The organism is Mesorhizobium sp. B2-4-17 (assembly GCF_006441275.1).
In the GTDB taxonomy this organism is placed as follows: Bacteria; Pseudomonadota; Alphaproteobacteria; order Rhizobiales; family Rhizobiaceae; genus Mesorhizobium.
The window spans coordinates 137,109-155,250 of the sequence record NZ_VFUX01000007.1; the positions used below are offsets into that span (position 1 = coordinate 137,109).

17 protein-coding genes are annotated in these 18,142 nt (G+C 64.5%); 9 read left to right on the forward strand and 8 right to left on the reverse strand.

Going from position 1 to position 18,142, the window contains the following annotated elements:
* The first annotated feature begins 77 nt into the window (after positions 1–77).
* Genes FJ548_RS07970 through FJ548_RS07980 form a run of 3 tightly spaced genes read left to right on the forward strand, consistent with a single transcriptional unit; the run spans position 78 to position 2,153 of the window.
* The gene (locus FJ548_RS07970; RefSeq protein WP_140610594.1) at positions 78–551 is read left to right on the forward strand and encodes a CYTH domain-containing protein; all 474 of its coding nucleotides are present in this window, start codon (positions 78–80) and stop codon (positions 549–551) included.
* A complete protein-coding gene (locus FJ548_RS07975) occupies positions 548–1,492 on the forward strand; it encodes a CHAD domain-containing protein (protein ID WP_140610593.1) in 945 nt (314 codons plus the stop codon). Before FJ548_RS07970 ends, FJ548_RS07975 begins: the two co-directional genes overlap by 4 nt.
* 43 nt (positions 1,493–1,535) lie before the next feature.
* Positions 1,536–2,153, forward strand: a complete 618-nt coding sequence (locus tag FJ548_RS07980) for a DNA-3-methyladenine glycosylase (protein ID WP_181168736.1) — start codon at positions 1,536–1,538, stop codon at positions 2,151–2,153.
* A gap of 45 nt (positions 2,154–2,198) precedes the next feature.
* On the opposite strand, the gene FJ548_RS07985 is transcribed toward FJ548_RS07980, so the two are convergent.
* The 4 genes from FJ548_RS07985 to FJ548_RS08000 all read right to left on the reverse strand — a co-directional run bounded on the left by FJ548_RS07985 (position 2,199) and on the right by FJ548_RS08000 (position 5,445).
* Positions 2,199–3,935: a SulP family inorganic anion transporter gene (locus FJ548_RS07985; RefSeq protein WP_140777585.1), complete on the reverse strand. Its 1,737-nt coding sequence runs from the start codon at positions 3,933–3,935 to the stop codon at positions 2,199–2,201.
* 67 nt (positions 3,936–4,002) lie between these two features.
* Positions 4,003–4,281, reverse strand: coding sequence for a helix-turn-helix transcriptional regulator (locus tag FJ548_RS07990; RefSeq protein ID WP_140699183.1), 279 nt, complete (start codon positions 4,279–4,281; stop codon positions 4,003–4,005).
* A gap of 95 nt (positions 4,282–4,376) precedes the next feature.
* Positions 4,377–5,078, reverse strand: coding sequence for a phosphatase PAP2 family protein (locus FJ548_RS07995; protein WP_140610589.1), 702 nt, complete (start codon positions 5,076–5,078; stop codon positions 4,377–4,379).
* Between the two features lie 28 nt (positions 5,079–5,106).
* On the reverse strand, positions 5,107–5,445 hold the full coding sequence (locus FJ548_RS08000; RefSeq protein ID WP_140699180.1) for a hypothetical protein: 339 nt from the start codon (positions 5,443–5,445) through the stop codon (positions 5,107–5,109).
* 171 nt (positions 5,446–5,616) lie between these two features.
* On the opposite strand from FJ548_RS08000, the gene FJ548_RS08005 reads away from it, so the two are divergent.
* Both FJ548_RS08005 and FJ548_RS08010 read left to right on the forward strand, forming a co-directional pair.
* Positions 5,617–7,008, forward strand: a complete 1,392-nt coding sequence (locus FJ548_RS08005; protein ID WP_140777586.1) for a sensor histidine kinase — start codon at positions 5,617–5,619, stop codon at positions 7,006–7,008.
* Complete coding sequence (locus FJ548_RS08010; RefSeq protein ID WP_140777587.1) at positions 7,005–7,667, forward strand: response regulator transcription factor; 663 nt, start codon at positions 7,005–7,007, stop codon at positions 7,665–7,667. The genes FJ548_RS08005 and FJ548_RS08010 overlap by 4 nt, the downstream gene beginning before the upstream one ends.
* A gap of 106 nt (positions 7,668–7,773) precedes the next feature.
* On the opposite strand, the gene FJ548_RS08015 is transcribed toward FJ548_RS08010, so the two are convergent.
* A complete protein-coding gene (locus FJ548_RS08015) occupies positions 7,774–8,301 on the reverse strand; it encodes a hypothetical protein (protein ID WP_140777588.1) in 528 nt (175 codons plus the stop codon).
* A gap of 273 nt (positions 8,302–8,574) precedes the next feature.
* Here FJ548_RS08015 and FJ548_RS08020 point away from each other — a divergent pair, with 273 nt between their 5' ends.
* Positions 8,575–10,578, forward strand: coding sequence for a PhoX family phosphatase (locus FJ548_RS08020; protein ID WP_140777589.1), 2,004 nt, complete (start codon positions 8,575–8,577; stop codon positions 10,576–10,578).
* 291 nt (positions 10,579–10,869) lie between these two features.
* On the opposite strand, the gene FJ548_RS08025 is transcribed toward FJ548_RS08020, so the two are convergent.
* Positions 10,870–12,057 (reverse strand): NAD(P)/FAD-dependent oxidoreductase, encoded by a 1,188-nt coding sequence (locus tag FJ548_RS08025; RefSeq protein WP_140777590.1) that lies wholly within the window; start codon positions 12,055–12,057, stop codon positions 10,870–10,872.
* Between the two features lie 403 nt (positions 12,058–12,460).
* On the opposite strand from FJ548_RS08025, the gene FJ548_RS08030 reads away from it, so the two are divergent.
* Positions 12,461–13,498, forward strand: coding sequence for a phosphatidylglycerol lysyltransferase domain-containing protein (locus tag FJ548_RS08030; protein WP_140777591.1), 1,038 nt, complete (start codon positions 12,461–12,463; stop codon positions 13,496–13,498).
* A gap of 32 nt (positions 13,499–13,530) precedes the next feature.
* Here the strand turns inward: FJ548_RS08030 and FJ548_RS08035 are convergent, their stop codons facing one another.
* Positions 13,531–14,310, reverse strand: coding sequence for an ABC transporter permease (locus tag FJ548_RS08035; protein ID WP_140610647.1), 780 nt, complete (start codon positions 14,308–14,310; stop codon positions 13,531–13,533).
* Positions 14,311–14,324: 14 nt separating this feature from the next.
* Positions 14,325–15,251 carry an ABC transporter ATP-binding protein gene (locus FJ548_RS08040; protein ID WP_140777592.1) on the reverse strand — a complete coding sequence of 309 codons (927 nt, stop codon included), beginning with the start codon at positions 15,249–15,251 and terminating at the stop codon, positions 14,325–14,327.
* A gap of 239 nt (positions 15,252–15,490) precedes the next feature.
* On the opposite strand from FJ548_RS08040, the gene FJ548_RS08045 reads away from it, so the two are divergent.
* Both FJ548_RS08045 and FJ548_RS08055 read left to right on the forward strand, forming a co-directional pair.
* Positions 15,491–16,852 (forward strand): cytochrome ubiquinol oxidase subunit I, encoded by a 1,362-nt coding sequence (locus FJ548_RS08045; protein ID WP_140777593.1) that lies wholly within the window; start codon positions 15,491–15,493, stop codon positions 16,850–16,852.
* A 283-nt stretch (positions 16,853–17,135) separates the two neighbouring features.
* Positions 17,136–18,140 (forward strand): cytochrome d ubiquinol oxidase subunit II, encoded by a 1,005-nt coding sequence (locus FJ548_RS08055; RefSeq protein WP_140777594.1) that lies wholly within the window; start codon positions 17,136–17,138, stop codon positions 18,138–18,140.
* Positions 18,141–18,142: the final 2 nt, after the last annotated feature.

An 18,142-nucleotide genomic window follows, 5' to 3' on the forward strand; every position in this document is an offset into this window, starting at 1 on the left:
TCAATCGATTGATTAAAGTCAACTCGTGTACGTGGCCGTCTTGCCATCGCCCGCGGCAGACGCTTTAGTGTGCGGTCATGGGCAAGGAAGTCGAGCGCAAGTTCCTGGTCTCCAGCACCGCGTGGCGGGATCTGGTCGAGGCGGATATCCGCATTCTCCAGTTCTACCTCGCCACCGCACCTGGACGAACCGTCCGCATCCGCATCAGCGATGGCGCCTCCGCCAAGCTGACGCTCAAATTCGGGCACGCGGCGCGTGAGCGGGACGAATTCGAATACCCGATCCCGTTGGCCGACGCGCTGGAGATGCTGGACTTCGCCATCGGACGTGTCATCGAGAAGACACGTCACCATGTTAGGCATCGCGGCTATCTCTATGAAGTCGACGTCTTTGGTGGCGCGCTCGCGGGACTTGTGGTGGCCGAACTCGAGACGCCGGAAGACGTGCCGGACGAAATGCTGCCAGACTGGCTCGGCCGAGAAGTCACCGGCGAGCAGAAATTTTACAACGCGTCGCTCGCCCTCGGGGGGATTCCGGAGATCGCCGCATGAGCTTTCGCATCGATCCGCGCCTGCCGTTGACCGCTGAGGTCAGGCGCATCCTTGCCGAAGAAATCGGCAAGGCACTCCTGCATCTGGACACGGCGCGCAGCCGGCCGGAACAGGGAGTGCACAAATGCCGCAAGCGGATCAAGAGCGCGCGCGCCTTGCTGCGGCTTGTTCGTTCCGGGAACGAAACATTCTGCACGACCGAGAACCATTGTTACCGGAATGTGGCGGCGCTGCTTGCCGGCCCCCGTGAGGCGACGGCGCTGATCGAGACCATCGACCGGCTGGCGGCAGATTTTCACAAGGAAAGCGCCAATGGCGGGCTCGATGCCGTGCGCGACAGGCTGGTCGCCCGCCAGCATGATCTGCTTGAGGGCGCTGGGCTTCGGGCCGCAATCGGCGCGGCGACCGCTGCCTGTGAGGACGGCATGAAGCGGATCGAAAGTCTTGCCTTGCCCGACCAGCCGGAACAGGCCGCCGACGTGCTTGCCGAAGGCGCCCGTACCGCGTTGCGCCGGGCCAGGAAGGCGCTCGACAAAGCCGGCTCGCGCGGCGAAGCCGACGATTTCCACGACTTGCGCAAGGCGGCCAAGGCGCATGGCATGCACCTCTCGCTGCTGGGCAGGCTTTGGCCGACGCCGATCAAGGCGCGGCGCAAGGCCGTCGATGCGCTGGGCGATCGGCTCGGCGAATTGCATGACGTGTTCGTCATGCGCGCGCTGCTCGAGACCGACGGCGAGCCGCTTGGGCCGCCGGAGGATACAAAGCTTCTCGGCAAGCTGCTGAAGCGTTCGGAAAAGAGCCTGAGGAAAACCTGTCTTGCCGAGGCCTCCGAACTCTTCGGCGACAGCCCCAAGCACTCGACGAAAAAACTGGCCCGCAAGGCGCGCGACGATCTTGCCAGCGCTCCGTCTCCGGAGGATTTGGCTGCTGCGGGGGCTTGACCGCGGAAGGACTTCGATCCGCGGATCGAACAACCGTCGGGTTGTGGCGACCGTGAAGCACAGGGACAATCACCGGCCGATCGGCCGCGCGGACTTGCCGAACGATACCGTGTCCCTCGCCCGCACTCTTATCGGCAAGGTGGTGGTGCGCGACTTGCCGGAAGGCAGGGTCAGCGGCCGCATCGTCGAGACCGAGGCCTATGTCGCCGGCGATGCCGCCGGGCACGGCTATCGGGGGATGACCCCGCGCAACCGCTCGCTGTTCCTCGAGCGGGGGCACGCCTATGTCTATCTTGCCTATGGCGTCTCCTACATGCTGAATGTCTCGAGCGACACGCCGGGGATCGGTACCGGCGTGCTGATCCGGGCCCTCGAGCCACTGGAAGGTATCGCGATCATGCGGCTGAACCGTCGTGTCGAGCGGTTGCGCGATCTGGCGCGCGGGCCCGGGAGACTGGCTGCGGCATTGCGTATCGATCGTTCACTCGACGGGCTCGACCTGTGCCAGGAAGGCCCGCTATGGCTCGCAAGCGATGATCACGAGCCCGGCGAAATCGCGGAGAGCCCCAGGATCGGCATTTCGAAGGATGCCGACCGGCTGCTGCGATTCTATCTCAGGGGCAGTCCCTTCGTCAGCGGTCCGAGATCGCTCAACCGGTGAGAGAGGGCCGACGCCGCCCTCCAACGAACAGTTCTGAACGCAAAGCTACCGCGCCTCTTGTTTCCCAGCCAGCTGTGCCCGCGCGTCTCGGATCGAGGCGGCGTAGGTCACCAGCGGCCGCTTGACGCCGTGGTTGATCAGCATGCGCCGTATCCGCGGCGACGCACCTGATATGATGAAGCGCACACCGGCGCGCCTGGCCTTGTGGGCCGCACTTTCGATGACATTGGCCGCCGTCGAATCGAAGAGCGGCACGGCGGAACAGTCGAGGATGAAGTTGCGACGCTGGTCGGCGATGCGGTCGAGCACGCTGCCGACGGTGGAGGCGGCGCCGAAGAAGAAAGCGCCCGAGATCCGGTAGACCACGGTGTCGACGTCGCTCGCCTCGCTGGAATCATAGGCGCCGGCGCCGTTGATGCGATCGGCGACATCGTCCTGCGCCAGATCCGCCTCGACCGCGACCGACTTGGCCATGCGGTCAATGAACAGGATCGAGCCGAGCGCGAAGCCGACGACGATGCCTTCGGTCAGGTCGCGGAAGACGACGATGAGGAAGGTCGCCATCAGCACCAGCGCATCGCCGCGCGACGCGCGCAGCAGCGCGGCGAAGGCCTGTTTTTCGAACATGTTCCAGCAGACCACCGCCAGCACACCGGCAAGGGCCGAGAGCGGGATGTAGCTGGCGAGCGGCGCCGCCACCAGCATCAGCGCGAGCAGGATCGCCGAATGCACCATGCCCGAGACCGGCCCGTGCGCGCCGGCGCGCACATTGGTGGCGGTGCGGGCAATGGTGCCGGTGGCGCAGATGCCGCCGAACAGGGCAGAGGCGATGTTGGCGAAGCCCTGCGCCACCAACTCGCAATTCGACCGGTGCCGCCGGCCCGTCATGCCGTCGGCGACGACGGCCGACAGCAGCGACTCGATGGCGCCGAGCAGCGCGAAAGCGATAGCGTCCGGCAGGACGTCGATCATCCTGTCGAGGCCGACCGGCGGCAGGCCAGGCCATTGCAGGCTGCGCGGGATGCCGCCATAGCGCGTGCCGATCGTCTCGGCAGGCAGCGCAAGCAGCGCCACGGCGAGCGAGGCGAGCCCGATGGCGATCAGCATGGCCGGCCATTTCGGCCGCCAACGCTTCAGCAAGGCGATGGTCGCGATGGTCAGCAGCGCCACGAAGGTCGCGGCGGGGTTGATCGTGCCGGCCGCCTCGCCAAGCGCGATCAGTTTTGGCACGAACGGTCCGGGCTCCTTGCCCGGCAAGGTCAATCCGAACAGTTCGACGATCTGGCCGGAGAAGATGATGACGGCAATGCCGGCGGTGAAGCCGACGGTGACCGGATAGGGGATGAACTTGATGTAGGTGCCGAGCCGGAGGTAGCCGATGGCGAGCAGGAACACACCGGCCATCATCGTCGCCAGCAGCAGGCCGTCAACGCCGACGCGGGCAACCGTGGCCGCCACCAGCACGATGAAGGCGCCGGCCGGCCCCCCGATCTGGAAGCGGCTGCCGCCCAATGCCGAGATGATGAAGCCGCCGACAATGGAGGTGTAGAGGCCACGCTCCGGCGTCACGCCCGATGCAATCGCGATTGCCATCGACAGCGGCAGCGCAATGATGGCGACCGTCAGGCCGGACATGACGTCGGCCTTGAATTGCGGCAGGTGGTAACCCTCCCGCCAGACCGTCACGAGTTTCGGCGTGAACAATTCGGAAAATGTCGGCTTTGCCGGCCCATGGGCCGCCTTATGGGCCGATTGATGCCCTGCCCGCCGTGTCTGATCCATGGACTGCCTTCCGCACCTGAAAGGCGGCGGGATCGTCGGCAGGACTGTCGGCGGTCGCCGTCGCGACTTATGCCGGCTCAGCCTTGGGATCCGGCGGCGCGGCGGGCTTGAGGCGCACGCCCCTGCCGCCGCGTTCGCTGGCCTGGTTCTCGCCGATCAATTCCACCCCGGCCTCGTCGAGAGCCTGGATGACCTTCATCAGCGTATCGACCACGCCCCTGACCACGCCGTCGCTCGCTTCCATGCGCTGGATGGTCGGAAGCGAGACGCCGGCGCGCTCGGCGAGTGTCTTCTGGTCGATGCCCGCCAACGCCCTTGCGGCGCGCATCTGCGCGGCAGTGATCATCGGCCTGAACCCATGTCTGAGTCTGCAGACATAACGTATAATACCGTCATTGTGATGTTTCAAGCATCAGAAGGCATAGTTCGACCATGTGAAGATCACTCACTTTCGCCGACCACACTGCGCCGCTGCAGGAGCCGCGCGGCCAACCAGCATAGCGTCGCCCAGGCGAAGCCCGCGCACCAGCCTGCCAGAACATCCGACGGCCAGTGGACGCCGAGATAGATGCGGCTGACGCCGACCAGCACCGTCGTCAGCACGGCGAGTGCCAGGACATAGACCTTGGTCGCCCGGCCATGCAGGAAACGCGCCGCGAGCGAACCCAGCGTGAGATAGGTCACCGCCGACAGCATGGCGTGGCCACTGGGGAAGGAAAGCGACGTTTCGCTGACCAGATGCGAGACGAGCTCGGGCCGAGGCCTGTCGATGCCGACCTTCAAAAGACTCGACAGAACCTGGCCACCCGCCACGGCGACGAAAATGAGAAGTGCGGTCCCCGGCCTGCGGATCAGCAGCAGATAGATAATCGTCGCCGCTGTGATCAGCACCAGCACGCTGGAGCTGCCAAGGCTTGTGATGTCGCGCATCGCCCCCTCCAGCCACGGCGGACCAACCGGAACGCCGGGCTGGCCCGCCTGGCGGAAAGCAAGCAGGATTTCCGTGTCGAAGCCGTGCGGCGCGGTCGCCCGCGCCACCTCCGTCAGCTCCACGAAGCCCCACAGCCCGCCAGCGATGACGAGGCCAGCCAGGAGGACCGGAAATTCGATCCGGTTGAGCAGGGTGCCCACGGTGTCTTTCATCGGGCCGGTGCCGCCGTCTTCATCTTGATCATCGCCCCTGCAGATAGGGCCCGAGCGTGATCAGCGCCACGGCGGCGACCGCCAGCACGATGCCGGTCGCCTGCAACGCGTTGACGCGCTCGCCAAAGAACAGCAGCGCCACGACGTTGACCGAGACCAGCTGGATAACGGCCGACAGACTGAACGACACCGACATGCCGAATTCGCGGATAAGCCGCAGCATGATCAGGTTGCCCAGCGAATAGAGCGCCAGGGTCAGCAGGATCTTGCCCAGGCTCGGCGCCAATCCCCATTGCTTGGCGGCGGTTGCCGCCAAAAGGAAGATCACCGTTGAAAAGCCAAGCTGGAGCAATCCCGAAAAGCTCACGTCCCATCCCCCCTCGAAGCGGTGCCCGCCATGTGTGTCGCGGCTCTTGTTTCCGAAGCGCGCCAGGACGTCAAGCGACGTCGTTCGAACGAAGGTCTTGGCAAGGGCAAGGCTGAAGCTCAATGTGCAGCCACCGCCCGGCCTGTTGAAAGAGGGGGTGGCCAGGAGCCGATGATTCGTATTCTTCAGAACTTGGCGCGGCGCTGGAGCGAGCTTTCCCTTGCCGTGCAATTCCTCGTTGCCGGCGGCTTTGGCCTTTTGGCCATCATGCTGGTGGTGGGCTTCTGGGTGACGATGCAAATCAGGGACGGCGTCATCCGCAATTCGGCCGCCACGACCGCACTTTATGTCGACAGCGTGATCGCGCCACTGCTGCCGGACCTGCGCAAGAGCGAGGAGCTGAGCGAGTCCGTCAAGCAGGCGCTCGACGAGACCCTTGGCCAGGGCGCGCTCGGCAAACGCCTTGTGTCGTTCAGGCTGTGGCGGCGCGACGGCACCGTGCTCTATGCGAAGAACGCGGCCTTGATCGGCCGCCGCTTCGATCTGAGCGACAATCTGCGTTCCGCATTCCAAGGCAGCGTCACCGCCCAACTCGACACGTTCGACGGCAATGAAAGCGAGGAGCAGGCTGTCGGCGTACCGCTGCTGGAGATCTACAATCCGGTGCGCGAACCCTGGTCCGGCGACGTGGTGGCCGTCACCGAATTCTTCGAGGTCGCGGGCGATTTCAAAGCCACTCTGGCTTCCGCCCTGATGTCGAGCTGGCTGATCGTGGCCGGCACCACCTTGACGGCGTTCCTGCTGCTGTCTGGCATCGTCCTGCGCGGCAGCCGCACCATCGACGATCAGCGCGGGGCGCTGCGCCGCCAGGTGTCGGAGCTGCAAGGCCTGGTGGCGCAGAACAGCGCCTTGCGCCACCGCGTGCAGCGGGCGTCGCGCCGCGCGACCGCGCTCAACGAAAGATATCTGCGCCGGATCGGCGCCGACCTCCATGACGGTCCGGCCCAGCTCGTGGCCCTAGCGGCGCTGCGCATGGACAGTCCGGTGTTTTCCGGCGACGGCCACTGGGGCGAAAGCCGCTCGACCGAGGTCGCGATGATCCGCAAGACGCTGGAGGATGCGATGCGCGAAATCCGCGGCATCTGCACCGGCCTCGTGCTGCCGCAGATAGAGACGGCCGCTACCACGGATATATTGCGGCTGGCCGTCAACGAACACGAGCGCCGGACGGGAACCTCGGTGACGCTCAAATTGCCTGGACATTTGCCCGAGCCCGGCGCCTCTGAGAAGATCAGTATCTATCGTTTCGTGCAGGAAGGGCTGAACAACGCCTATCGCCACGGACAGGGCAAAGATCAGGTGGTGCGTGCCGAGATGAAAAATGGCAGGCTTTTCGTGGAAGTTTCGGATGGCGGACCAGGCTTCGATCCGGCGCGGGCGGAGGGGCTGGGGCTCGCCGGCCTGCGGGAACGGGTCGAGAGCATTGGCGGCCAGTTCGAGACCTTGAGCGGGCCGCAAGGCACGCGGTTGGTGATCAGTTTGTCGGTCGAGGAGCAAGCATGATTGGCGCTATTCGCATTGCCATTGTCGATGATCATCCGCTTTTTCGCGAAGGTGTGACGCGCAGCCTGTCGGAGATCGGAGGCTTCGAAATGGTCGGCGAGGGCGCGACCGCGCAGGATGCGGAACGCATCGCTTCGACGGTGCGGCCCGACATATTGCTGCTCGACATCTCCATGCCGGGCGGCGGACTGGGGGCGGTTGCAAACATCCTCGCCGACCATCCTGCCCAGAAGATCGTCATGCTGACCGTTTCAGAGGCCAATACCGATGTGACCAAGGCCCTGAACGCAGGGGTGCGCGGCTATGTCCTCAAAGGTATCGGATCGCGCGCGCTCGCCGATATCCTGCGCAATGTGGCGGCCGGCGAGAGCTATCTTTCACCGACGCTGTCGGCCCGGCTGCTTTCCGATCTCCAGTCCCTGCAGCCGGCCGACGGCACGACGGACCGCCTGCGGCAACTCACCGGGAGGCAGACGGAAATCCTGCGGCTGGTGGCCGAGGGGCTCAGCAACAAGGAAGTTGCCTTGCGGCTGGATCTGCAGGAAAAGACAGTCAAACACCACATGACCGGGGTGCTGTCGAAACTCAACGTGCGAAACCGCACGGAAGCGGCCCTCATGATGCGCGAGTTTCGCGACCGCGACAGGAACCGCCCATAGCGATCGCGATACGGGAAACCGAGCGAGGCCGGTCAAAAAAAGAGGTCACCTCCGCCGGGGGCGGCGGAGGTGACATGCGAAACTGACCGTTGCCTGTTGGCCAGCCTCACAAGGCCTTGAGACGGCTGATATCGGCCGGCGTAACCCGGCGGTCGATGATCGTGCGACCGAGGGCATCCTCCATCCTGAAACGGCCGTTCTCGATCTTTTCCGTTATGCCGTCCGGATGCTGGACCATGATCTTCTTGCCATCCACGTCGACCTTGTCGCCGGTCGCCGTATTGACGTGACTGCTGGCGCCCTGGTCGTTCTGGCCGGTGCCGGATCCTGGATTGCCGCTACCGTCGTCACCACTACCCGTTCCTGAATTGTTGCCGCTATTCCCGCTGTTGCCGTTGCCATTCCCGCTGTTGCCGCTGCCACTGTTGCCGCCGTTCCCGCCGTTGCCATTGCCGCCATTGCCGCCGTTACCACCGTTGCCATTCCCGCCGCCCTTGCCGGCCTGTGCGCTGGCAGCGTCGAGGCCGGGAGCGAAGCCATGAAAGGCAATGTGATAGGGAGCGATGGTCAGCGCCAGCGCGGATGCCGATCCGAGCGCCAACCGGAAACAGCGGGTCGTGATCGATCTTCGCATCCTGGTCTCCGTCGATTGAGCCGGCGCGCCCACCCTCAACGTTGCAGCCAACATCGCCGAAAGACGTAGTAGCCGGAAGCGGCCTCCGACCGTTGCGTTTGTCCTCCAGGACCTTTGCAAGCGCAAGCTCGGACCAAAGTCCGAGATTCCGAGTGAACACCCTGCACCAGGCAAGCACCAGAACAGGCATAATGTCACGAAAATGTGATCGGCCGGCTGTAAGGCGTCGAACAGACACCCAAGCTCCAGCGACTCCAACAGAGGCAAGCCCGCATGACCGAACAGCGCTTCTCCGATGCCCGATTCCGCACCAGCCTGCTCGAGGAAAACGAAGGACCGGCCATCAACCCCACCGACAACCGCACCATGGGCGAGATTATCGCCGCGCGGTTCTCGCGCCGGGGTTTCCTGAAGGGGTCGCTCGCGGTCTCGGCGATCGCCGCCACCGTCAGTCCGCTGGCCATGATCGCCGCGGACGACGCCCGCGCCGCCGAAGGCTCCGCCTTCAAATTCGACGAGCTCGAGGCCGGCATCGACGACAAGCACCATGTCGCGCCGGGCTATGACGCCGACGTGCTGCTGCGCTGGGGCGACCCGCTGTTCGCCGATTCGCCGGAATTCGATCCGACCAAACAGTCTGCCGAGGCCCAGGCAAAACAGTTCGGCTACAATAACGACTATGTCGGCTACATCCCGATCGAGGGCTCCGCCGAGCATGGCCTGCTGGTGGTCAACCACGAATACACCAACCCGCACCTGATGTTCCCCGGCATCGTCAAGATCGTCGAGAAAGACGGCAAGAAGGCAGCCGAGGTCGCACCGCTGAGCAAAGAGCAGGTCGATGTCGAGATGGCGGCACATGGCGGCACGATCGTCGAGATCCGCAAGGTGTCGGGCAAATGGCAAGTGGTGCGCGACGGCAAGCTGAACCGCCGCATCACTTCCAGCACCGAAATGGCGCTGTCCGGACCGGTCGCCGGCCACGACCGCGTCAAGACCAATGCCGACCCATCCGGCACGAAGGTTCTCGGCACCGTCAACAACTGCGCCGGCGGCGTCACGCCCTGGGGCACCTATGTCATGGCCGAGGAGAACATCCACGGCTATTTCTCCGGCGAACTGCCGGAGGGCCACAAGGAAGCGGCCAACTACAAGCGCCTCGGCCTCCCGGAAGGCGCCTATGAGTGGGGCGCGCATTACGACCGCTTCAACCTCGCCAAGGAGCCGAACGAGCCGAACCGTTTCGGCTGGGTCGTCGAGGTCGACGTCGACGATCCGAATTCGACGCCGAAGAAGCGCACCGCCATGGGCCGCTTCAAGCATGAGGGCGCCGAATCGATCGTCGCCAAGGACGGCCGCGTGGTCTTTTATCTCGGCGACGACGAGCGCTTCGACTATGTCTACAAATTCGTCACCAAGGGAACTTTCAACGCCAGCGACCGCTTGGCCAACAAGGACCTGCTTGACGACGGCACGCTGCATGTCGCCAAATTCGCCGAGGACGGCACGGTGGAATGGCTGCCGATCGTCTTCGGCCAAGGCCCGCTGACGGCCGAAAACGGCTTTGCCAGCCAGGCCGATGTGCTGATCGAAACGCGCCGCGCGGCCGACCTGCTCGGCGCAACCAAGATGGACCGGCCGGAAGACATCCAGCCCAATGCCGTCAACGGCAAGGTCTATGTCATGCTGACCAACAACTCCAAGCGCAAGGCCGACCAGCTCGATGCCGCCAACCCGCGCGCCGCGAACGCCTTTGGCCACATCATCGAGATATCAGAGAGCGACGGCGATTTCGCCGCCACCAAGGGCAAGTGGGAAGTGCTGCTGAAATGCGGCGATCATTCCGTCGCCGATGTCGGCGCCACCTTCTCGACCGCGACGACGGCCAATGGCTGGTTCGGCATGCCCGACAATTGCGCGGTCGATTCGGCCGGACGCCTGTGGGTCGCCACCGATGGCCAGGGCCCGAAGGCCACCGGCCGCACCGACGGCCTGTGGGCGGTCGACACTGAAGGCGCGGCGCGCGCAACCTCGAAACTGTTCTTCCGCGTGCCGATCGGCGCCGAAATGTGCGGCCCGCTGTTTGCGCCCGACGACCAGACCGCCTTCGTTGCCGTCCAGCATCCGGGCGATGGCGGCGAAGACTGGGAAGCCTTTGGCCGCCCCTCCTACTATGAGGATCCGTCGACACGCTGGCCCGATTTCAAGCCCGAAATGCCGGTGCGGCCGGCGGTTGTCGTCATCACCAAACAGGGCGGCGGCAAGATCGCCGTCTGAGTTCAGGTGAAAACTCTGAAGGAGGGGGTTCGGGATCCGAAGCCCCTCCTTTTTCGCATGGAGTTTGCTCAAGCCTCGGGAAAGATCGGCAATTTACACGTGACGTCCCAGGTCCTGTCGAGGGAGACCGTCGCCATGCCGAAATCTGTCCATGACCGTGGCCTGCTCAAACCCGCCGAAATGGCCGCCGCAACGCATGTTCGACGAGGCCTGCCGCCGGCGCGACATGCATCCAGAATCCCCCGAGGCGCGCGAGATCGCGCGCCCGGTTGCCGGCTCCCCGGGCCCGGATCAGCGCGACGCGCCGAATAGATGGCGGGAGCCGGCGATCCGGCCGGCGATCGCCTTGCCCAATATGGCGGCGTTGGCGAAACAGCCGCGAATGCTCGGCCGCATGCCGGTGAACCAGAGGCCGGGCAGTTTCGGATCGTTTTCAGCGCCGTTGAAAAGCGGAACGCCCTTGCCGTCGAGCACGCCAAGATTGCCGACCATGCGCTCCAGCCCGGTGCGGTAGCCCGTCGCGGCAATGACGATGTCGGGATCGATCAGTCTGCCATCGGCCAGGATCACGCCGTCCGCGGTGAACTCCCTTATTGTCGGGACCACGACGATCTTGCCCGCTTTGATGGCGCTGACGGCGCCGTCGTCCGCGGCGATCGCGGTGTAGTCCGAGGTCAGGCGGCTGGCGCCGCCCGCCGGCGCGGGCGGCATGCCGAATTTGGTGAGGTCGCCGAAAACCAGGCGCTGCGTCAACGCCATCACCGCATCTGCAACACGCAGCGGCAAGCGCGCCATGAGCGGCGAGAGCCGGTGCACGGCGATCTTGCCGATCCGCTTGGGCAGAAGGGCGGGGCCGTTGCGGGCCGACAGCCATAGAGCCGCCGTATCGACGCCCGCCAGATGATTGAGGGCATCGAAGCCCGAATTGCCGGCGCCGACGACCAGCACCTTCTTGCCGGCATAGGTGTTGGCGTCGCCAAAATCCGCCGAATGGATGATCCGACCCGTGAACGCCTGCATGCCCGTCCAATGCGGCGTGAAAGGCTCCCTGTCGCGGCCGGTGGCGACAACGATATGACGTGCGAGGCGTGAGCCGGCGCTGGTGCGCACCGCCCAGTGGTCGCTCATGAACATGATGGTCTCGACGGCGACGCCAAACTCCACCGGCAGCCGGTTCGCCTCACGGAAATCGTTCATATGGCGGATAACGACCTTCCTGGGAGGGAAGGCTGGGGTACCCTTGGGAAAGGCAAGGCCGGGCAGCGCCGACAGATCGCGATGGGTGTTCAGATGCAGTTGCTGGTGGCGCCGGTGCCAGGGCTCGGCCAGCCGATTCTCCTTTTCGAGGATCGCCGTCGGCACACCAGCCTTGATCAACGCCTGCGCGACGGCCAATCCGGCGGCGCCGGCGCCAATGACGATCGCCGGCTCGACCGCCACCAACTGCTCCGCCGTTGTTCTGGTCGCCGTATCAGCCATTCACTCTCAAAACCCATTCAACCGCCGCGGCATCCCGCAAACTGGCAGGACGCTGTAACCGTTTGATCGCGCGCGGACCCACACAGCGGATCGGTGCCGGTCGCGCAAGCCCTGCGCCGAAGCATTCCGCCCCAGCCGGAAACAGCGGATCGCGGAAATGCGGTCAAAACAATGACATGGGCAGATTACCCGCTTCTGTCCGATTAGATACAGTCCTATATGGCATATGGGCGGCATCGGCGATAATCAGGTCGCGGCAATGTGATTGATTCGAGGTGGAGGATCTCGTTACCGACGCAGGAATTCGAAACCACGATCGTTTTCGGCTTCCCGCGAAAAATCAGACGCCACGGCGTGGCTTGCTGGTCCTTGGGAGCGCCACACACGGCACGCGGAATCGACCATGCCCTCCTTGCGTATCTATTTCGACAATATCCTCGAGGGTGCCTCGCCGAAGGTCGAGCGCCAGACGCTGACGCATGTCGAACGGCTGGCGATGGTCCGTCGCCATGGCGACTTCTCGCTCGCCTATTCCACTGCCGTGCAGGGCAAGCTTTCCTACTTTGGCGACGCCGATGGCTACATCGCCTTCGGCACCAAGATGAGGCATCATTTCGCGCTCGGCGACCCCGTGGCGGCGCCGGCGCGGCGGCCCGACTACATCAGGCGCTTTGTCGAGACCGCCGGCGACCCGTGGTTCGTGCAGATCGGCGAGGAGACCGCACGCGTGCTGGCCGGGCTCGGCTACAAGATCAATCGGCTGGGCATCGACACCCGCCTGCCGCTACCCGGGCACGACTTTTCCGGCAAGCGCAACGAAACGGTGCGCTATTCCGAGCGTTGGCTGTTGAAGAAGGGGTTTTCCTTCGACGAGGACAAACGCACCATCTTTCTCGACGAGATCGCCCGGCTCTCCCAAAATTGGCGCGGCGACCGCATCGTCAAGCGCTGGGAGATGGGTTTTCTCAACCGACCGTTTTACGATCAGGTCGGCACCGACATGCGCCGGTTCGTGCTGCACGGTCCAGATGGCGAACTGATCGCGTTGCTCGACTTCGACCCGCTGTTCGCCGACGGCAAGTTGATCGGCTACACCACCGCGTTCAAGCGCAAGCATATCGATGCCTCACCGCATGCCGAGATCGGCCTGACCAAATTCGCCGTCGACCGGTTTCGCGAAGAGGGTGTTTCCGTGGTCACGCTTGGCCTGTCGCCGCTGGTCGATATAGGACCAAGCGGATTTGCCGAAAGCGCGTTCTGGCGCAACACCTTCCAGCGCGCCTACGACTCGCCCTGGGTCAACCGCCGCAGGTTCAACCTGCAGGGCCAGGCGGCGTTCAAGCGACGCTTCCATGGCGTGGAAGAGCCGGTCTACATCGCCTTCCGCGAGGGCGCCTATATCGAGATGCTGGGCTTGCTGCGGCTGGTCAAGGCTATTTGACGTCTGCGGGAACCGGCTTCTGCGAAGCAGCATCAGTTCCTTAGCCGGTAACCGGTCCGGAAGATCCAGGCGACGATCGCGATGCAGCCGGCCAGGAAGACCAGCGTCATGCCGAGGCTGACGCCGACGGAGACGTCGGCCTTGCCGTAGAAACTCCAGCGGAAGCCGCTGATCAGGTAGACCACCGGGTTGAACAGCGTGATCGTCTTCCAGATGCCGGGCAGCATGTGGATCGAATAGAAGCTGCCGCCCAGGAAGGTCAGCGGCGTGACGATCAGAAGCGGCACCAGCTGCAGCTGTTCGAAGGTCTTGGCCCAGATGCCGATGATGAAGCCGAACAGGCTGAAGGTCACCGCGGTCAGCACCAGGAAAGCGACCATCCAGAACGGATGCTCGATCCTGAGCGGCACGAACAGCGCCGCGGTCGCCAGGATGATCAGGCCGAGCAGGATCGACTTGGTCGCAGCACCCCCGACATAGGCAATGATGATCTCCAGATAGGAGACCGGCGCCGACAGCAATTCATAGATCGAGCCGACGAATTTCGGGAAGTAGATGGCAAACGACGCATTCGAGATCGATTGCGTCAGGAGCGACAGCATCATCAGGCCCGGCACGATGAAGGCGCCGTAGCTGATGCCGTCGATCTCGGTGATGCGTGAGCCGATGGCCGAGCCGAAGACGACGAAATAGAGCGATGTCGAAATGACCGGCGAGATGATGCTCTGCAGCACGGTGCGGAAGGCACGCGCCATCTCCACCCGGTAGATCGCCCATACAGCACGAAGATTGGGGGCCGCACGAAGGTTCATGGCAGCGCGCAGGCTCATGGCTCTTGCCTCAGGAGATTGACGAAGATCTCTTCCAGCGAGCTGTTCTTGGTGTCCAGATCGCGGAACTGGACCCCGGCCGCTTCGAGATCGCGGATCAGCGAGGCGACGCCCGGCCGGTCGCTCTGGTTGTCATAGGTATAGGTGAGCTGGCTGCCGTCCGGCGCGAGCTCGAGCGCGTAGTGCGAGAGCCCGTCGGGCACACTGTCCAGCGGCGCGCGCAGCTCCAGCGTCATCTGCTTGCGGCCGAGCTTGCGCATCAGCTCGGCCTTGCCCTCGACCAGGATGATCTCGCCCTTGTTGATGACGCCGACGCGGTCGGCCATCGCCTCGGCTTCCTCGATATAGTGGGTGGTGAGGATGATGGTGACGCCGTCCTCGCGCAGCCGTCGCACCATCGCCCACATGTCCTGGCGCAGCTCGACGTCGACGCCTGCCGTCGGCTCGTCGAGGAACAGGATGCGCGGCTCGTGCGACAGCGCCTTGGCGATCATCAGCCGCCGCTTCATGCCGCCCGACAGGGTGATCGCCTTGGCGTCCTTCTTGTCCCACAGCGACAGGTCGCGCAGCACCTTCTCGACAAAGGTCGGGTTGGCCGGCTTGCCGAACAGGCCGCGGCTGTAGTTGACCGTTGCCCAGACCGTCTCGAAGGCGTCGATGGTCAGTTCCTGCGGCACCAGCCCGATCAGGCTGCGCGCGGCGCGGTAATCGCGGCCGATGTCATGGCCGTCGACGGTGACGGTGCCCGAGGAGCGGTTGACGATGCCGCAGACGATCGAGATCAGCGTCGTCTTGCCGGCGCCGTTGGGGCCGAGCAGCGCGAAGATCTCGCCGCGCCGGATGTCGAGATTGACTTCCTTGAGCGCCGTAAAGCCAGTGGCGTAGGTCTTGGAGACCCCGGAAATGGACAGGATGGAGGGCATGTCTGAAACGGCTGCCTGAAAGAGGTCCCCTGATATAGGCCTGTTGTCGTTTCATGCAACCGGAAGTCAATGGCGCTGCTGACAGTTCTCGACATCGAGGCTTGGGGACCGGCCGAAAATGCGTCGCTTGCAACCGGCAAAATTGTCCTGTGGCGTTCGGCCTCGCGGCAGGACGCCGCTTTGACCTGAAGCCACTTCGGGCCTATCCTTCGCGAGTATTACAGCAGCCGGAGCCCGTCATGGACCCGCTCATACTTTCGCGCATGCAGTTCGGCGCGAATATTTCGTTCCATATATTGTTTCCGACGATCACCATTGCGCTGGGCTGGGTGCTGCTGTTCTTCAAGCTGCGCTACAACGCGACCAACGATTCCGCCTGGATGCGTGCCTATTTCACCTGGGTGAAGGTGTTCGCTCTGTCCTTCGCCATGGGCGTGGTCTCGGGTGTTACCATGAGCTTCCAGTTCGGCACCAACTGGCCGGGCTACATGGAGCATGTCGGCAACATCGCCGGGCCGCTGCTCGCCTACGAGATCCTGACCGCCTTCTTCCTCGAGGCGGCCTTCCTCGGCATCATGCTGTTCGGTTTCCGCCGCGTGTCGAACCGCATCCACACTCTGGCCACCGTGCTGGTGGCTGGCGGCACCACGGTCTCGGCCTTCTGGATCATCGCGCTGAATTCCTGGATGCAGACGCCGGCCGGCTTCGTGATGGTCGACGGCAAGGCGCATGCGGTCGACTGGTGGGCTGTCGTCTTCAACCCCTCGATGCCCTATCGCCTGGTCCACATGCTGCTCGCCTCAGGCCTGACGGTTTCGTTCCTGATCGCGGGATTGTCGGCGCTGCGCTATCTCAATGGCGACCGCTCGGAATCGATGTGGAAGGCGTTGCGCACCGGCGTCTTCACCGCCGCGATCCTGATCCCGATCCAGATCTTGGCCGGCGACCAGCACGGGCTGAACACGCTGGAGCACCAGCCGCAGAAGATCGCCGCCATGGAGGCCAACTGGACCACCGGCCCCAACGTGCCGCTGGTGCTCTTCGCCTTGCCCGACGAGGCGGCGAAGGAGAACCGGTTCGAGGTGACCATTCCCGACGGGGCAAGCTTGATCCTGCGGCACGGCGCCAGTGGCGTCGTGCCGGGGCTGAACGATTTTCCGGGCAACCATCCGCCGGTCTTCCCCATCTTCTGGAGTTTCCGCATCATGGTCGGAACCGGTCTTCTGATGCTTGCCGTTTCCTGGTCGGCGGCGTTCTTCCTCAAGCGCCGGCACCGCCTGCCGAAGCCGCTCGCCCTGCTGATGGTGCCGATGGCGCTGTCGGGCTGGCTGGCGACGCTGGCCGGCTGGTACACGACCGAGATCGGCCGCCAGCCCTGGCTGGTGACGGGTGTGCTGAAGACCGCCGACGCCGTCGGCCCGGTGGCGGGCAGCCATGTGGCGCTGACGCTCGCCATCTATCTCATTCTCTACGTGCTGTTGCTGATCGCCTATCTCGGCGTGCTGGTGCATCTGGCGCTGAAGGCGGCCAAGGATGGCGACACCTCGCCGCTGCCGGGTGTTCTCAACGCGCCGCTGTCGCAGCCGGCGGCAGGGGAGTGAACATGCCTTCCTCGCGGGTCCGCGCCGCCCCTCACCTGCCTGCCGGCATCCTCTCCCCGTACAGGGACGGGGAGAGGAGCGCTGTCATCGCCGCTTCCGCCAATCACCGGCGTTGCAAGAAGGTAGCCAACATTGCGGCCAGCCCCCTTCTCCCCGTCCCTATACGGGGAGAAGGTGCCGGCAGGCGGATGAGGGGCGGCGCGGACCCCCACAATCAATTTGAAACGATCGCTTCAAGCGGTAAGGCCGTGCACCCGGCCCATCGCGGCTGGGAGACATAGCGATGACCTACGACTGGCCAACCCTGCTGCCGCTGATCTTCGCCGGCCTGATGGGCCTCGCCATCCTGATCTATGTCATTCTCGACGGCTTCGATCTCGGCATCGGCATCCTGTTCGCCGCGGCGGAAGACACCGAGCAGGACACGATGATCGCGGCGATCGGTCCGTTCTGGGACGCCAACGAGACCTGGCTGGTGCTGGCCGTCGGCCTGCTGCTGGTCGCCTTCCCGATGGCGCATGGCGTCATCCTGACCGCGCTCTACATTCCGGTCTTCGTGCTGCTGGTCGGGCTGATCCTGCGCGGCGTCGCCTTCGACTTCCGCGCCAAGGTGCCGACCGAGCGCAAGCACCGCTGGAACCGCATCTTCTTCCTCGGCTCGCTCATCGCCTCGCTGGCGCAGGGCTACATGCTGGGCGTCTATGTGCTCGGCCTCGATGTCGGCCCGGGCGGCGTGGCGTTCGGCGTGCTGGTGGCGTTCTGCCTGGCAGCCGCCTACGCGGCGATGGGTGCGGCCTGGGTGATCTACAAGACCGAAGGCGCGCTGCAGAGGAAGGCGGTGCGCTGGCTGCGCACCACCCTGGTGCTGACCGCGCTCGGCATGGCCGCCGTATCGCTGGCGACACCCTTCGCCAGCCCGCGCATCTTCGACAAATGGTTCGTCTGGCCCGAGATGCTGTACCTGTCGCCGCTGCCGATCCTGTCGGCGCTGCTGTTCCTGTGGCTGTGGCGGCAGACCTTCCACCTGCCCAGGCCCGACGACCGCCATGCGCTGACGCCGTTCCTGACGCTGGCCGGCATCTTCGTGCTGGGCTTTGCCGGTCTTGCCTGGTCGTTCTACCCGTTCGTGGTGCCTGACCGGCTGACCATCTGGCAGGCGGCGTCGGCACCCGAAAGCCTGGCCATCATCCTGGCCGGCACCGTGGTGGTGCTGCCGATCATCATCTTCTATTCGTTCTATGCCTACCGTGTGTTCGGCGGCAAGGCGATCGATCTGACCTACGATTGATA

Bases quoted from the DNA above. Each gene is read 5' to 3' on its own strand.
- FJ548_RS07970 (WP_140610594.1), top strand. From the start codon at position 78: ATGGGCAAGGAAGTCGAGCGCAAGTTCCTGGTCTCCAGCACCGCGTGG.
- FJ548_RS07975 (WP_140610593.1), top strand. From the start codon at position 548: ATGAGCTTTCGCATCGATCCGCGCCTGCCGTTGACCGCTGAGGTCAGG.
- FJ548_RS07985 (WP_140777585.1), bottom strand. From the start codon at position 3,935: ATGGATCAGACACGGCGGGCAGGGCATCAATCGGCCCATAAGGCGGCC.
- FJ548_RS07990 (WP_140699183.1), bottom strand. From the start codon at position 4,281: ATGATCACTGCCGCGCAGATGCGCGCCGCAAGGGCGTTGGCGGGCATC.
- FJ548_RS07995 (WP_140610589.1), bottom strand. From the start codon at position 5,078: ATGAAAGACACCGTGGGCACCCTGCTCAACCGGATCGAATTTCCGGTC.
- FJ548_RS08005 (WP_140777586.1), top strand. From the start codon at position 5,617: ATGATTCGTATTCTTCAGAACTTGGCGCGGCGCTGGAGCGAGCTTTCC.
- FJ548_RS08010 (WP_140777587.1), top strand. From the start codon at position 7,005: ATGATTGGCGCTATTCGCATTGCCATTGTCGATGATCATCCGCTTTTT.
- FJ548_RS08015 (WP_140777588.1), bottom strand. From the start codon at position 8,301: ATGCGAAGATCGATCACGACCCGCTGTTTCCGGTTGGCGCTCGGATCG.
- FJ548_RS08020 (WP_140777589.1), top strand. From the start codon at position 8,575: ATGACCGAACAGCGCTTCTCCGATGCCCGATTCCGCACCAGCCTGCTC.
- FJ548_RS08025 (WP_140777590.1), bottom strand. From the start codon at position 12,057: ATGGCTGATACGGCGACCAGAACAACGGCGGAGCAGTTGGTGGCGGTC.
- FJ548_RS08030 (WP_140777591.1), top strand. From the start codon at position 12,461: ATGCCCTCCTTGCGTATCTATTTCGACAATATCCTCGAGGGTGCCTCG.
- FJ548_RS08035 (WP_140610647.1), bottom strand. From the start codon at position 14,310: ATGAACCTTCGTGCGGCCCCCAATCTTCGTGCTGTATGGGCGATCTAC.
- FJ548_RS08040 (WP_140777592.1), bottom strand. From the start codon at position 15,251: ATGCCCTCCATCCTGTCCATTTCCGGGGTCTCCAAGACCTACGCCACT.
- FJ548_RS08045 (WP_140777593.1), top strand. From the start codon at position 15,491: ATGGACCCGCTCATACTTTCGCGCATGCAGTTCGGCGCGAATATTTCG.
- FJ548_RS08055 (WP_140777594.1), top strand. From the start codon at position 17,136: ATGACCTACGACTGGCCAACCCTGCTGCCGCTGATCTTCGCCGGCCTG.